Below are 14,816 nucleotides of genomic sequence, written 5' to 3' on the forward strand. Positions count from 1 at the left end.
CGATGAACACGAAGAAACTCCTCGCCGGGCTGAGCTTGATCGCCGCCGGCATCGCCATGGGCTGGGGCGTGGCACGGTGGCAGGCCGCCCCCACGTCGGCCCAGGCGGCCGCCTCGGTCGAACGGAAGGTGCTGTATTGGTACGACCCCATGGTGCCGACGCAGAAGTTCGAGAAGCCGGGCAAGTCCCCCTTCATGGACATGGCTTTGCTGCCCAAGTATGCCGATGAGGGTGGCAGTACGGACGCGGCCGGCGTGAGCGTGTCGCCCCAGGCGATCCAGTCCCTGGGCTTGCGCAGCGCCAGCGTCGAGCAGAAGACCATTGCCGCCAGCGTCGACGTGGTCGGCACGGTGCTGCTCAATGAGCGTGAGGTGAGCCTGGTGCAGGCCCGCAGTGCCGGCTTTGTCGAGCGGGTCTATGCACGCGCGCCGGGCGATGTGCTCGCGGCGGGCAGCCCGCTGGTGGATCTGCTGCTGCCGGAATGGGTGTCGGCCCAAGGCGAGTTCCTGGCCGTCAAGGCCTTGCAGGACGCGACGCTGACCCAGGCGGCACGCCAGCGGCTCTTGCTGCTGGGCATGCCCGAGGCCCTGGTCGCGCAGGTCGAGAGTTCCGGCCTGCCGCAGGGCCGCTACACGGTGACCCTGCCTGGTGGCGGCCTGGTGGCCGAGCTGATGGTGCGTCAGGGCATGACGGTGTCGGCTGGCATGAGCTTGGCGCGCATCAATGGCCTGGCTTCGGTATGGGTCGATGCCGCGCTCCCCGAGACGCAAAGCGGCCTGCTGCAGCAAGGCCAGATGGCCGAGCTGCGGCTGGCCGCCTTTCCTGCGGAAGTGTTCAAGGCCCGTGTCATCGCCGTCCTGCCCGAGGCCAGCCCGGAGACGCGTACCCTGCGGGTTAGGCTGGAACTGGCGAACCCGGGCTTGCGTTTCAAGCCGGGTATGTCGGGGCAGGTGCGCCTGGCCGGCCGCGAGCAGAGCGCGTTGCTGCTGCCCAGCGAGGCGGTGATCCGGACCGGCAAGCGTGCCCTCGTCTATCTCGTCGAGGGGCCGGGGCGATTCCGCCCGGTGGACGTCCAGCTCGGCGCCGAGATCGGCGATAAGCTGGTGCTGCTGCGCGGGCTGAACGCCGGCCAGCAGGTGGTGGCCTCGGCCCAGTTCCTGATCGACTCGGAGGCCAGCCTGCAGGGGGTGTTACCGCAGCAGAGCGTCGCCGCCATACCGGCCGCTTCCGCTCCCGCCAGCGCGGCCGTGGCCTCGTTCACGGTCCGTGGCCTCATCGAGGCGCTGTCGGCCACCGAGATGACGCTGGCGCATGAGGCCGTGCCGGCGCTGCAATGGCCGCCCATGACCATGGGGTTCAAGCTGGCGAAGCCGAGGCTGGCGGCGGGCTTCAAGCCCGGGCAGCCGGTGCGCGTCGCCTTCATCCAGCGGGGGGACGACTATGTGATCACCGCCGTCGAGGGGGTGTCGCCATGATCGCCCGCCTGATTCGATGGTCGGTCGGCCACCGCTTTCTGGTGCTGCTGGTGACCTTGATGCTGACTGCCTGGGGCGGCTGGGCCTTGCGCAACACGCCGGTGGACGCCTTGCCCGACCTGTCCGACGTGCAGGTCATCATCCGCACCAGCTATCCAGGGCAGGCGCCCCAGATCGTCGAGAACCAGGTCACTTATCCGCTGGCCACGACGATGTTGTCGGTGCCGGGCGCCAAGACCGTGCGCGGCTTCTCCTTCTTCGGCGACTCCTTCGTCTACGTGCTGTTCGACGATGGCACGGACCTGTACTGGGCGCGCTCGCGGGTGCTGGAGTCTCTGAACCAGGTGCAGGGCCGCCTGCCCGCCAGCGCCAAACCGGCGCTGGGGCCCGATGCCACGGGCGTGGGCTGGATCTTCCAGTACGCGCTGGTGGACCGGAGCGGCAAGAACGACCTGGCCCAGCTGCGCGCGCTGCAGGACTGGTTCCTCAAGTTCGAGCTCAAAAGCCTGCCCAATGTGGCCGAGGTGGCCTCGGTCGGCGGCATGGTCAAGCAGTATCAGGTCCTGCTCGATCCCCTCAAGCTGGCGGCCTTTGGCCTGCACCAGGGCCAGGTGCGTGAGGCCTTGCTGGGCGCCAACCAGGAGCGCGGCGGCTCGGTGCTGGAGTTGGCCGGCGCGGAATATATGGTGCGTGCGGGCGGCTACCTGCAGACGCTGGATGACTTTCGGGCCATCCCCCTGATCGCGCGCGGCAATGTTCCGGTTCGCCTGGGCGATATCGCCACCGTGCAGATCGGGCCCGAGATGCGCCGGGGCATTGCCGAGCTGGACGGCGAGGGTGAGGTGGCCGGCGGCGTCGTGCTGCTGCGTTCGGGCAAGAACGCCCAGGCAACGATTGCCGCCGTGAAGGCCAAGCTGGCCGAGCTGCAGAGCAGCCTGCCCAAGGGCGTCGAGATCGTCACGACCTATGACCGCAGCGCCCTGATCGAGCGCGCGATCCATAACCTGAGGAATAAGCTGATCGAGGAGTTCCTGGTCGTGGCCGTGGTCTGCGCCCTCTTTCTGTGGCATCTGCGCTCCGCCCTGGTGGCCATCATCGCGCTGCCGCTGGGCGTGATGACGGCCTTTCTGGTGATGCACTACCAGGGCATCAACGCCAACATCATGTCGCTGGGCGGCATCGCGATCGCCGTCGGCGCGATGGTGGATGCGGCCGTCGTGATGATCGAGAACGCGCACAAAAAGCTGGAGGCCTGGCAGCACGCCCACCCGGCTCAGGCGCTGCAGGGCCAGCAGCGCTGGGAGGTCATCACGCAGGCGGCCGAGGAAGTCGGGCCGGCGCTGTTCTTCTCGCTGCTGATCATCACCTTGTCCTTTGTGCCGGTGTTCACGCTGGAGGCGCAGGAGGGGCGGCTGTTCGGCCCGCTGGCCTTGACCAAGACCTATGCCATGGCGGCGGCCGCCGGCCTGTCGGTCACCTTGATTCCGGTGCTGATGGGTTACTGGATACGCGGCCGCATTCCCGACGAGCAGCAGAACCCGATCACACGGGCGCTGATCGCCGTCTATCGGCCCAGCCTGGAATGGGTGCTGCGCTGGCCCAAGGCCACGCTGCTGATCGCGCTGGCGGCCCTGGCCACGACGCTGTGGCCGCTGGCCCGGCTGGGGGGTGAATTTCTGCCCCAGCTCGACGAGGGCGATCTGCTCTACATGCCCTCGGCCTTGCCGGGCCTATCGGCGCAGCGGGCGAGCGAGCTGCTGCAGATCAGCAACCGCATGATCAAGACCGTGCCGGAGGTGGAGCGCGTCTTTGGCAAGGCCGGCCGCGCCGAGACGGCGACCGACCCGGCGCCGCTGGAGATGTTCGAGACCACGGTCAAACTCAAACCCCGCGAGCAATGGCGGCCCGGCATGACAGCGGAGCGCCTGATCGAGGAGCTGGATCGCGCGGTCAAGATCCCGGGGCTGTCCAATATCTGGATTCCACCGATACGCAACCGCCTCGACATGCTGGCCACCGGCATCAAGAGCCCCATAGGCGTGAAGGTGAGCGGCAGCGATCTGCGGGTGATAGACCGCATCGCCGCCCAGGTCGAGCAGGTCGCCAAGAGTGTGCCGGGCGTCAGCTCGGCGCTGGCCGAGCGATTGACGGGCGGCCGCTACATCGACGTCAAGATCGATCGCCAGGCGGCGGGCCGCTATGGCCTCAATGTGGCCGACATCCAGGCCATCGTGGCCGGCGCCATCGGCGGCGAGAACGTGTCGGAGACGGTGGAGGGCCTGGCCCGCTTCCCCGTCAGCCTGCGCTACCCGCGCGAGTGGCGCGACTCGCCCGAAAAGCTGGTGCAGTTGCCGATCGCCACAGCGATGGGCCAGCAGATCACGCTGGGCACGGTGGCGAGTGTTGCGATCAGCGAGGGGCCGCCCATGCTCAAGAGCGAGAACGCGCGCCCCTCGGGCTGGGTCTACGTCGACGTGCGAGGGCGGGACCTGGCCTCGGTGGCCCAGGATCTGCGCGCCGCCGTGGCCAGCCAGCTCAAGCTGGAGCCCGGGGTGAGCCTCGCCTACTCGGGCCAGTTCGAGTACCTGGAGCGGGCCAACACCCGGCTGAAGCTGGTCGTGCCGGCCACCTTGATGATCATTTTTCTGCTGCTCTACCTGACCTTCTCCAGGCTGGACGAGGCCTTGCTGATCATGGCCACGCTGCCCTTCGCGCTGACCGGCGGCGCCTGGTTCCTGTATCTGCTGGGCTACAAGCTCTCGATCGCCACCGGCGTGGGCTTCATCGCCCTGGCCGGCGTGGCGGCCGAATTCGGCGTCGTGATGCTGATCTACCTGAAACACGCCCTGGCCGAACGCTGCCCGGACGGCGCGCTGCCGACAGCGCAGCAGCTGCTGGACGCCATCCGCGAGGGCGCGGTGCAGCGCGTGCGGCCCAAGGCGATGACGGTGGCGGTGATCCTGGCCGGCCTGCTGCCCATCGTCTGGGGCAGCGGCAGCGGCTCGGAGCTGATGAGCCGCATTGCCGCACCTATGCTGGGCGGCATGGTGACGGCGCCGCTGCTGTCGCTGTTTGTCGTGCCGGCGGTGTTTCTGATGATGCGCAGGCGCTGAAATGGACCCGCAAACAAAGCCCGAAATAACGAGAATCCCGATGATGCAGAACATCACTTTTGACGAACTCGCTGTGGGCCAGACGGCCAGCCTGGTGCGCAGCCTCAGCCTGGCCGACATCCAGGCCTTTGCCGCCGTCTCGGGCGACCTCAACCCGGCGCATCTGGATGCCGAGTACGCCGAGAGCACCCGCTTTCACGGCGTGATCGCCCACGGCATGTGGGGCGGCGCCCTGATCAGCTCGGTGCTGGGCAATGAGTTCCCCGGCCCCGGCACCATTTATCTGGAGCAAACGCTGAGCTTCCACAGACCGGTGCATCTCGGCGACACCCTCAGCATCGTGCTGACGGTGAGCGAGAAGCAGGCCGCCTCCGGCATCGTCAAGCTGGACTGCCAGGCCCTCAATCAAAAAGGCGAGCGCGTCATCAGCGGCCTGGCCACCGTGCTGGCGCCCAGGCACAAGATCAGCCGGCCGCGGCCCGAGCTGCCGGAGCTGCAGCTCTTCAACCCGCGCGCCCGCCTGGAGGCTTGGGTCGGCAGCCTCCAGCTGGGCGCGGCCCTGCCCTGCGCGGTGGTCCACCCCTGCGATATCGAGTCGCTGGAGGGCGCGCTGGAAGCCGCGCGGCGCGGCCTGATCGCGCCGATTCTGGTCGGCCCCGAGGCCAGGCTGCGCGCGCTTGAACAGCAGCATGGCCTGGACCTGAGCGCCTGCCGCATCGAGGCCGTGCCGCACAGCCATGCGGCCGCCGCCCGCGCCGTGGCCCTGGCCGTGGCGGGCGAGGCCCGCATGCTGATGAAAGGCAGCCTGCATACCGACGAGCTGATGCGGGCCCTGCTGCAAGAGCCCGCCCTGCGCACCGGGCGGCGCGTCTCGCATGTGTTCCGCTTCGACATCCCCAGCTACCCCAAGCCCCTGCTGCTGAGCGACGCGGCCATCAATATCGCGCCCGGCCTGGAGGACAAGGCCGACATCGTGCGCAACACCATCCAGCTGGCCCAGGCCCTGGGTGTGGCGCAGCCCAAGATCGCCCTGCTCTCCGCCGTCGAAACGGTGACGGAAAAAATCGCCTCCACGCTGGACGCCGCCGCCCTGTGCAAGATGGCCCAGCGCGGCCAGATCAAGGGCGGTGTGCTGGACGGCCCGCTGGCTTTTGACAACGCCATCTCCCTGCAGGCGGCCCGCATCAAAGGCATTGATTCGCCGGTGGCCGGCGATGCCGATGCGCTGATCGTGCCCGATCTGGAGAGCGGCAATATGCTGGCCAAGCTGCTGGAGTACATGGCCGGCGCCTCCAGCTGCGGCGTGGTGCTGGGCGCCAAAGTGCCGATTGCGCTAACCAGCCGTGCCGACGGGCCCAGCAGCCGCATGGCCTCGGCCGCGCTGGCCGCCGTGCTCGCGCTGGACATGGCGCAAAGAGAAGCCGCACCCCGCGTATGAAAGCCGGGGAGCAGGGCCAGATCCTGGCCGTCAACGCGGGCTCTTCTTCGCTCAAGTTCGGCCTCTACGCCCTGGGCGCCCGGCACCCACACTTGAGCGGCAGCTTCGAGGGCCTGGAGCCGGGCGGCACACCCAGGCTCAAACAGGCCGGCCAAGCCGAGCAGGCCCTAGCCCTGAGCGCGGGCCAAACGCCTTTCGACGCCGCCTTGCAGGCACTGCAAACGCTGCTGGCGGCCACGCCAAATCTGCGGGCCGTGGCCCACCGCATCGTGCATGGCGGCGGCCTCTTCGACGGGCCGGTCCGGGTCGACGCCCAGATCCTGGCCCGGCTACGCCGCTTCGAGCCCCTGGCCCCGCTGCACCAGCCGCACAATCTGGACGGCCTGCAGCGCTTTGCCCAGGCCTGGCCCGGCCTGCCCCAGATCGCCTGCTTCGACACCGCCTTCCACGCCCAGCTGCCCGCCGAGGAACAGCGTTACGCCCTGCCGCCGGCCAGCGAGGAGCCGGCCCTGGCGGGCGTGCGGCGCTACGGTTTTCACGGCCTGTCCTACGACTATCTGAACCAGCGCCTGCACGAGCATTCGGCCCGCGCTCGCGCCAGCGGTGCCCGCGCCCTGCTGGCCCATCTGGGCAATGGCGCCAGCCTCTGCGCCACGCGGGCGGGCCGCAGCATCGCCACCAGCATGGGCTTCTCGGCCCTGGACGGCTTGATGATGGGCACGCGCAGCGGCGCGGTCGACCCGGGCCTGCTGCTACACCTGCTGCACCAGGGCTGGGATGCGGCGCGGCTGGAGGACTTGCTCTATCGCCGCGCGGGGCTGAAGGGCGTCTCGGGCCTGACGGCCGATATGCGCCGCCTGCGCGCCAGCAGCGAGCCGCGCGCGCAAGAGGCTCTGCGCCTGTTTGCCTACCGCCTGCGGCGCGAGGCCGGCAGCCTGATCGCGGTGCTGGGCGGGCTGGATGTGCTGGCCTTCACCGGCGGCATCGGCGAGCACGATGCGGTCTTGCGGGCCGATCTCTGCACGGGCCTGGGTTTTCTGGGCCTGCGCCTGGACGCCGAGGCCAATGCCGCGGCCCTGGGCGAGGCCATCCGGCCGCTGCATGCGGCGGGCAGCAGCATCGAGGTCTGGGTCGTGCCCACCGACGAAGGCAGCGTGGCGGCGGCGCAGGCGGCCGCCTTGCTTCACTTCAGCTGAGCTGGCCCTGGGCGATGCGCCAGTCGGCGGCGTGGCGCTCAAAGTGCAGGAGATCAAACCACTCGCCGCCCAGCTCGAAGCTGCGGCGCGAGTGGCCGAACTGGCGGAAACCGCCGGACAGCAGCACCCGCAGCGAGCCGATGTTCTCGGGCCGGGCCGTGGCGTCCAGGCGCTCCAGGCCCAGGCGGGTAAAGGCCTCGACCAGGACCAGGCGCATGGCCGCCTTGGCCAGGCCGCGGCCCTGAAAATCGGCCCCGATGCGATAGCCCAGGGAGGCTGCATGGAAGTTCGCGCGCCGCACATGGCTGAGGTTGATGCGGCCCGCCAGGCGGTGCTCGCCGTCGCGCAGCAGGAATTGATAGCCCTGGTCCTCGCGCGCGTCCTGCTCGGCCTGGGCGATGGCAGCGCGCACCCCCTCCAGGGAGTAGTAGCCGGCCGGGCGCGCATTGATCATGGACTCAAAGAACTCGCGATTGGCCAGTTCAAAGCCCAGCAGCTCCTGTGCATCGGCGGCGGTCGGCGCGGCCAGGCTGACGGCAGAGCAGGAATGGGTGCTGGGTGGCGGCATGGAAATCCTTGTGTGCAATCAAAAAAACGCGGCCGCCTCAGGGCAGGCCGTTGCGGCCATGGGCCAGAAAGCCCGGGCGCTCGCTGAGCCGCTGGTAATAAGCCTGCACACGCGGCAGCTGCGGCCTCAAGGCCTCGTCCATCGGCGCCATCGCCCAGCGATGGGTGGACAGGCCCAGCACGATATCGGCCAGCGTGAAATGCTCACCGGTGACGAAGTGCCCGGTGCTGCGGCCCAGCTGCTGCTCCAGCATCTGCATATGGCGGTTCCAGTTCTGGATGCCGGCGGCCAGGGTTTGCGGGTCGGCATGGGCCGGGCTCTTGCGCACCAGGCTCATAAAGGCATAGCGCCAGGCATTGTTCAGCTCGCCGGCCTGCCAGTCCATCCACTGCTCCACCCGGGCGCGCGCCTGGGGCTCGTGGGGCAGCAGATCGCTGCGGCCCTGGCGGGCGGCCAGATAACGGCAGATGCTATTGGACTCCCACAGCACAAAATCGCCGTCCAGCAGCACCGGCACCATGGCATTCGGGTTGAGCGCCAGGAACTCCGGCAGCTGGGTATCCCGCTCGCCGGAGCCCCAGGCCTCGTGCTGATACACCAGGCCCAGCTCGGCGCACAGCCACAAGACCTTGCGCACATTGATGGACGAGGCCTTGCCCAGAATCTTCAGTGGGCCGGGCGCGGCGGGCGGCTCGGAGTGTGGGGCGGAATTCATGCTGGCATTGTGAGGCCGGCGGCGGCACAGGGGAGGCGCCCACGGCACCACTCAAGCCGCGCGCCCCAGCCACAGCGCGTCCAGATCCCGAAAGCCCCAGGTCTTGGGGTTCTCCACCTGCAGAATCCTCTCCGCATTGGGTTCCCGCATCAGATCGATGCGATCCTCCTGCGTCCGGGATCCGGTGCGCAGCGAAAAAAAGGGCTGCAACAAGGGCTGGCGCGGCGCCTCCGCCCGCGACTCGATCACCAGGGCCAGGCGCTGCGAGGCCAGGCGCACCATGGTGCCCACCGGGTAGACGCCCACCAGCTTGATGAAGGCGGCCAGCAGGGCCCGGTCAAACTGCCCACGGGCCGCCGCCATCGCGGCCATGGCCTGCACGGGGGTCCAGGCCGGGCGATGCGCACGCTCCGAGGTGAGGGCGTCATACACATCGCAGATCGCGCCCATGCGTGCCACCGGCGCGATCTGCTCGGCCAGCAGGCCGGCCGGGTAGCCACTGCCATCGCAACGTTCATGATGCTGCAAGGCCGCCTGCATCCAAGGCCCCTCCTCCATGCCTGAGCGCAGCAAGAGCGCATGCCCGCGGCCCACATGCTCGCGCACCTGGCGGAACTGGCTGGCGCTGAGCGGGGCGTGCTGGTCCAGCAAGTCGGGCGGCAACTCGCTCATGCCCAGATCCTGCAGCATGCCGGCCAGGCCGCAATCGCGGCAAGCCTCTTCCTCCCAGCCCAGATGGTGGGCCAAAGCCACCATCAGCACGCCGACCGAGACCGCATGCGCATAATGGCAATCTCCCGCGGACTTGATGCGCGCCAGATTGATCAGCGCCGCCGGCTGACGCTGCACCGAGGCCAGCACCGAGTCGATGACGCCGCGCAAGCCAGCCAGCTCGATCAAATCGCCTTGCTTGAAAGCATCCAGCGTCTGCTGCAGGCATTGCAAGGCCTGGTCGCGAATCAAGCAAGCCTGGGGCAATTCCTCGCGCATGGGCACCGGGCGGGCCGCCGTCGCCACGGGCACCAAGGCCGCCGCGGCGGCTGTGCTGCGGGTTCGCCACAGGCTCGGCGGCTCGGCGCCGGCATCCGCGACCGGATGCACATTGAAGTCAGCCCCCTGCGCAGGCGCTTCATCCATCGAGAGGTTTCCGCACATCTTCGCCCTCCTGATCGCACACCAAGGTGCCAGAGACAGCAAATCAGCTCGCCAACCGCCAAGCCATTTTGGCGCGACAGGCGGTCCTTCTACCTCAGCCCGCGGCAAGACGCCAGTTCTTTCTGCCTACTCGGGTAATACTGCAAATTCGGCCGTAAGAATCGGCGCATAACTTAGATAATGCGCGTCTACTTCTGCAAGGTGTGGATTGCGGCCCTGTGACGAGCAGGCAAGGCAAAGCCGATGGCGCGGCTGACGCATCCGCCCAAGGGGGCGATGCAGAAATTTTGGTAGGCCGTGCAGGACTTGAACCTGCGACCAAAGGATTATGAGTCCTCTGCTCTAACCAACTGAGCTAACGGCCCCCGGGTCTTGCGTATGGCTTTTGGCCTGGGGTTGTTCCGGCATTGCACCGGAAGGCGCGGATTGTAGCGAGACTTTCGCACGGCCTTGAAAAACACCAAGCCGGCTACCCCCGCATTCACTTCTGCGACAAGGCCTGGCTGATCATCCGCGAGGTGATGTCGACGATCTGGATCATGCGCTCGTAGGCCATGCGGGTGGGGCCGATGACGCCCAGGGTGCCGACGATCTGGCCGTCGACCTCGTAGGGCGAGGAGACGATGGACAGCTCTTCAAAGGGCACGACCTGGCTTTCGCCGCCGATATAAATGCGCACGCCCTCGGCGCGGCTGGAGACGTCGAGCAAGCGCATCAGCTGGGTCTTTTGCTCGAACATATCGAACAGGCGCCGCAGGCTGCCCATATCGTTACCGAAATCCTGCACGGTCAAGAGATTGCGTTCACCGGAGATGACGACCCGCTCCTGCTCCTCGGCCATGGCCTCGGTGCCGGCCTGCACGGCGGCGCTCATCAGCGCGGCGATCTCGCCGCGCAAGGCGTCCACCTCTGACTTGAGCCGCTCGCGCACCGCTTCCAGGCTCAGGCCGGCATAGCTGGCGTTCAGGCGGTTGCTGGCCTCGGCCAGCTCGGCCTGGCTCAGGTCCTGCGCGGTGAAGATGACGCGGTTCTGCACATCGCCGGCGGGCGAGACCATGATGACCAGCACCCGCCGCTCGCCCAGACGCAGGAACTCGATGTGGTGGAAGACGCTGGGCTTGCGCGGCGCCGTCACCACACCGACGAAGTTGGAGAGGTTGGACAGCAGGGCCGCCGCGCTGGCGATGACGCGCTGGGGCTGGTCGGGCTGCAGATGGGCGTCCAGCGGCCGGGCGTCGGCGCCCAGCAAGGAGGCGGGCTGGGCCGTCAGCATGGTGTCGACGAACAGGCGGTAGCCGCGCGCCGTGGGGATGCGGCCGGCGCTGGTGTGGGGGCTGGCGATCAGGCCCAGCTCCTCCAGGTCGGCCATCACATTGCGTATGGTGGCGGGGCTGAGCTCCAGGCCCGAGGCCTTGGAGAGCGTGCGCGAGCCCACGGGCTGACCATCCGCGATATAGCGTTCAACCAGTGTTTTCAGCAGGGATTTGGATCGCTCGTCGAGCATGGCGCCATTGTAAGTACAGCCAGGCGCAGCAAGCGGCGGGGCAGGAATTCAGCGCCCATTTCCCAGGGAAGCGCCATGGTGCTGTGGTGTAATTCTTCGCATGGCCAAACCCTTCCAACATGTTGCAATCGTGGGCAAGCATCAGGCTCGGGGCATCCGGCCCATCCTGGAGGAGATAGCCGATTTCGTCCTGCGCCAGGGCCTGGACGTTTCGCTGGAACGCGACACGGCGCTGAACACCGGCATCACCAGCTTTGACGCCCTGTCCAACGAGGAGCTGGGCCAGCGCTGCGATCTGGCCATCGTGGTCGGCGGCGACGGCACCATGCTGGGCTTTGCCCGCGAGATGGCCCGTTACGGCGTGCCCTGCGTGGGCATCAACCAGGGCCGGCTGGGCTTCATCACCGACATCTCGATCGAACGCTATCAAGAGGCCTTGCTGGCCATACTCGGCGGCGACTTCGAGACCGAAAAACGCCCCATGCTGGAAGGCGCCGTCTGGCGCGACGAGCGCAGCATTTTTGAAGGTTTTGCCCTCAACGATGTGGTGGTGAGCCGCGGCGCCACCGCCAGCATGGTGGAGCTGCGGGTCGATGTGGGCGACGAGTTCGTCGCCAATATGCGGGCGGACGGCATCATCGTCGCCTCCCCCACCGGCTCCACCGCCTACGCGCTGTCGGCCGGCGGGCCCATCCTCCACCCCTCCATCGCCGGCTGGCTGCTGGTGCCGATTGCATCGCACACCTTGTCCAACCGCCCCATCGTGCTGCCGGACACCGGCGAGGTGCGCATGGAGATCGTGGCCGGCCGCGACGCCAGCGTGAACTTCGATATGCAAAGCCTGGCCAGCCTGCTGCACGGCGACCGCATCACCGTGCGCCGCTCCACCCACCAGGTCTGCTTTCTGCACCCCAAGGGCTGGAGCTATTACGCCACCCTGCGCCGCAAGCTGCGCTGGTACGAAGGCGTGAGTTGAATTCCCACATCCGAGGCCTTTGCATATGTTGAGAAGACTGAGCCTGCGGGACTTTGTCATCGTCCCCGAAATGGAGCTGGACTTCCATGCCGGCTTCTCGGTGCTGACCGGCGAGACCGGCGCCGGCAAGTCCATCCTGATCGACGCCCTGCAGCTGGCGCTGGGCAGCCGCGGCGATGCCGGCGTGGTGCGCGAGGGCGCGGCCCGGGCCGATATCTCGGCCGAGTTCGACCGCCCCGCCCAGCTGGGCGCCTGGCTGGACGAGGCCGGCTTCGAGCATGAGTCCGGCAGCCTGCTGCTGCGCCGCGTCATCGACAGCCAGGGCAAGAGCCGCGCCTGGATCAATGGCAGCGCCGCCACCGTCACTCAACTGCGCGAGCTGGCCGACAGCTTGCTGGACATACACGGCCAGCATGCCTGGCAAGGCCTGACCCGGCCAGCCGCCGTGCGCGCCCTGCTGGACGACTACGCCGGCCTCAACACCACGGCCCTGGCCGCCAGCTACCAGGCCCTGAAGAGCACCGGCGACGCCCTGGCCGCCGCCCAGACCCGCCAGGGTGAGCTGCTGCGCGAGCGCGAACGCCTGGCCTGGCAGATCGGCGAGCTGGCACGCCTGGCCCCCGGCGAGGACGAGTGGGATGAGCTGAACGCCGAGCACCAGAAGCTCTCCCACGCCCAATCCCTGATGGACGCGGCCCGCGCCTCGCTGGAGGCCCTCAGCGAGGCCGAGCCTAGCGCCGAAGCCCTGCTGACCCAGGCCCTGGACCAGCTGGAAAAAGTGCTGGACTACGACGCCGCCCTGCTGCCCGCCGTCGAGGCCTTGCGCGGCGCGCAGGCGCAAGCGCAGGACGCCGCCCACACGCTCAGCACCTATCTGCACGGCAGCGAGCTGGAGCCCTCGCGCATGCAGGAGCTGGACGAGCGCGTCTCCGCCTGGCTGACCCTGGCCCGCCGCTACCGCCGCACGCCGCAGGAGCTGCCGGCCCTGCTGGCCCAGTGGCGAGCCGAGCTGCAAGCCCTGGACGCGGCCAGCGATCTGGACGCGCTGGAAGCCGCCCTGGCCCAGGCCAACAAGGCCTTTGGTGCGGAGGCAAAAATAGTCAGCGCCGCCCGCAAGGCCGCCGCGCCCCAGCTGGCCGCCGCCGTGAGCCAGGCCATGCAGCAGCTGGGCATGACAGGCGGCGTGTTCGAGATCGCGTTGGCGCCGCAGGAGCAGGCGCAGAGCTATGGCCTGGAGTCGGCCGAGTTCCTGGTCGCCGGCCATGCGGGCAGCGCGCCGCGGCCGCTGTCCAAGGTGGCCTCGGGCGGCGAGCTCTCGCGCATCGCCCTGGCCATCGCCGTCACGGCCAGCCAGCAGTGCAGCGGCCAGCAAGGCGTGGGCACGCTGATCTTTGACGAGATCGATGCCGGCGTCGGCGGCGCCGTGGCCGAGACCGTGGGCCGCTTGATGAAGCAGTTAGGCCGCGAGCGCCAGGTGCTGGCCGTCACCCACCTGCCCCAGGTGGCCGCCTGCGCGGACCAGCATCTGGTCGTCGCCAAGGCCTTGCAGGCCGGCCAGACCCTCAGCAGCGTGCGCCCGGTGGCGGGCGAGGCCCGCACGGCCGAGATCGCCCGCATGCTGGGCGGCGAGCGCCTGTCCTCCACCAGCATCGCGCATGCGCAGGAGATGCTGGATCTTTCCGCCAGCGCCCCCCTTAAAACCAAGAAGGCCAAATCATGAGCAAGAGCAGCACGCCCACGGCCAGCCCCAAGGCCGAGCACAGCGATGTGGTGCTGGTCACGGGCATGTCGGGCGGCGGCAAGTCCGTCGCCATGCACGCGCTGGAGGACGCCGGCTTTTTCTGCGTGGACAATCTGCCCGCCGAGCTGCTGCTGGACTTTCTGCGCCTGGAGCAGCAGCGCGGCAAGCGCCATGTGGCGATTGCGGTGGATGTGCGCCGGGCCGGCTCCCTGCCCCTGCTGCTGCCCCTGATCAAGCAGCTGCGCACCGAGGGCGTGGCCGTGCGCTCCATCTTTCTGGACGCCAATACCGAGGCGCTGATGCGCCGCTTCTCCGAGACCCGCCGCCCCCACCCCCTGCGCCAGGACCAGTCCTCGCTCGGCGCGGGCCCGCAGGACGACGGCGAAGACCAGCACCGCGCCCTGCTGGACGCCATCGCCCTGGAGCGCGAGCTGCTCAGCGCCCTGCGGGTGGAGTCCACCGTGCTGGACACCAGCCAGCTGCGCCCGGCCCAGCTGCGCGCCTGGGTGCGCGATCTGGTGGTGGTGGACGGCACGGCCCTGACCCTGGTGTTCGAGTCCTTCGCCTTCAAGCATGGCGTGCCCAGCGATGCCGATCTGGTGTTCGATGTGCGGGTGCTGCCCAACCCCTATTACGACCGCGAGCTGCGCCCGCTCAACGGCCGCGACGCGCCGGTGGCCGCCTATCTGGAGGCCCAGCCCGAGGTGAGCTTGATGCTGGGCCAGATCGCCGGCTTTCTGGCCACCTGGCTGCCCAGCTATGCCGCCGACCAGCGCAGTTATCTGACCGTGGCGATTGGCTGCACCGGCGGCCAGCACCGCTCGGTCTATCTGGTCGAGACCCTGGCCCGCAAATTCGCCGACCACGGCCAGGTGCTCAAGCGGCACCGGGAGCTGGACGCGCGCTGAAGTGAAACGCCAAATTCAAATACGACC

11 protein-coding genes and 1 tRNA gene are annotated in these 14,816 nt (G+C 68.5%); 7 read left to right on the top strand and 5 right to left on the bottom strand.

Annotated features, from left to right (window positions below; all coding sequences use genetic code 11):
• Window positions 1-2 precede the first annotated feature (2 nt).
• The 4 genes from HNP55_RS21305 to HNP55_RS21320 are packed head-to-tail and all read left to right on the top strand — an operon-like array spanning window position 3 to window position 7,222.
• Window positions 3-1,475 carry an efflux RND transporter periplasmic adaptor subunit gene (locus HNP55_RS21305; protein WP_184303989.1) on the top strand — a complete coding sequence of 491 codons (1,473 nt, stop codon included), beginning with the start codon at window positions 3-5 and terminating at the stop codon, window positions 1,473-1,475.
• On the top strand, window positions 1,472-4,588 hold the full coding sequence (locus HNP55_RS21310; protein ID WP_184303990.1) for an efflux RND transporter permease subunit: 3,117 nt from the start codon (window positions 1,472-1,474) through the stop codon (window positions 4,586-4,588). Before HNP55_RS21305 ends, HNP55_RS21310 begins: the two co-directional genes overlap by 4 nt.
• 40 nt (window positions 4,589-4,628) lie before the next feature.
• Window positions 4,629-6,026, top strand: coding sequence for a bifunctional enoyl-CoA hydratase/phosphate acetyltransferase (locus HNP55_RS21315; RefSeq protein ID WP_184303991.1), 1,398 nt, complete (start codon window positions 4,629-4,631; stop codon window positions 6,024-6,026).
• Complete coding sequence (locus tag HNP55_RS21320; RefSeq protein WP_184303992.1) at window positions 6,023-7,222, top strand: acetate/propionate family kinase; 1,200 nt, start codon at window positions 6,023-6,025, stop codon at window positions 7,220-7,222. Before HNP55_RS21315 ends, HNP55_RS21320 begins: the two co-directional genes overlap by 4 nt.
• Here the strand turns inward: HNP55_RS21320 and HNP55_RS21325 are convergent.
• The 5 genes from HNP55_RS21325 to hrcA form a co-directional block, all read right to left on the bottom strand.
• Entirely contained in the window at window positions 7,215-7,790 is a 576-nt protein-coding gene (locus HNP55_RS21325) for a GNAT family N-acetyltransferase (RefSeq protein WP_184303993.1), read from the bottom strand. The two genes, HNP55_RS21320 and HNP55_RS21325, sit on opposite strands and share 8 nt — an antisense overlap.
• A 37-nt stretch (window positions 7,791-7,827) precedes the next feature.
• Window positions 7,828-8,505, bottom strand: coding sequence for a glutathione S-transferase family protein (locus tag HNP55_RS21330; protein WP_184303994.1), 678 nt, complete (start codon window positions 8,503-8,505; stop codon window positions 7,828-7,830).
• A gap of 51 nt (window positions 8,506-8,556) precedes the next feature.
• Window positions 8,557-9,642: an HD-GYP domain-containing protein gene (locus HNP55_RS21335; RefSeq protein ID WP_184303996.1), complete on the bottom strand. Its 1,086-nt coding sequence runs from the start codon at window positions 9,640-9,642 to the stop codon at window positions 8,557-8,559.
• Between the two features lie 306 nt (window positions 9,643-9,948).
• Window positions 9,949-10,025 (bottom strand) — tRNA-Ile (locus HNP55_RS21340).
• 116 nt (window positions 10,026-10,141) lie between these two features.
• Window positions 10,142-11,164 carry a heat-inducible transcriptional repressor HrcA gene (gene hrcA / locus HNP55_RS21345; RefSeq protein ID WP_184303997.1) on the bottom strand — a complete coding sequence of 341 codons (1,023 nt, stop codon included), beginning with the start codon at window positions 11,162-11,164 and terminating at the stop codon, window positions 10,142-10,144.
• A 100-nt stretch (window positions 11,165-11,264) separates the two neighbouring features.
• On the opposite strand from hrcA, the gene HNP55_RS21350 reads away from it, so the two are divergent.
• Genes HNP55_RS21350 through rapZ form a run of 3 tightly spaced genes read left to right on the top strand, consistent with a single transcriptional unit; the run spans window position 11,265 to window position 14,789 of the window.
• Window positions 11,265-12,140, top strand: a complete 876-nt coding sequence (locus HNP55_RS21350) for an NAD kinase (protein WP_184303999.1) — start codon at window positions 11,265-11,267, stop codon at window positions 12,138-12,140.
• 25 nt (window positions 12,141-12,165) lie between these two features.
• Window positions 12,166-13,860, top strand: coding sequence for a DNA repair protein RecN (gene recN / locus HNP55_RS21355; protein WP_184304001.1), 1,695 nt, complete (start codon window positions 12,166-12,168; stop codon window positions 13,858-13,860).
• Window positions 13,857-14,789: an RNase adapter RapZ gene (gene rapZ / locus HNP55_RS21360; protein ID WP_184304003.1), complete on the top strand. Its 933-nt coding sequence runs from the start codon at window positions 13,857-13,859 to the stop codon at window positions 14,787-14,789. The genes recN and rapZ overlap by 4 nt, the downstream gene beginning before the upstream one ends.
• The last annotated feature ends 27 nt before the right edge of the window (window positions 14,790-14,816 follow it).

Source organism: Roseateles oligotrophus, from assembly GCF_014204525.1.
Taxonomy (GTDB): domain Bacteria; phylum Pseudomonadota; class Gammaproteobacteria; order Burkholderiales; family Burkholderiaceae_C; genus Paucibacter_A; species Paucibacter_A oligotrophus_A.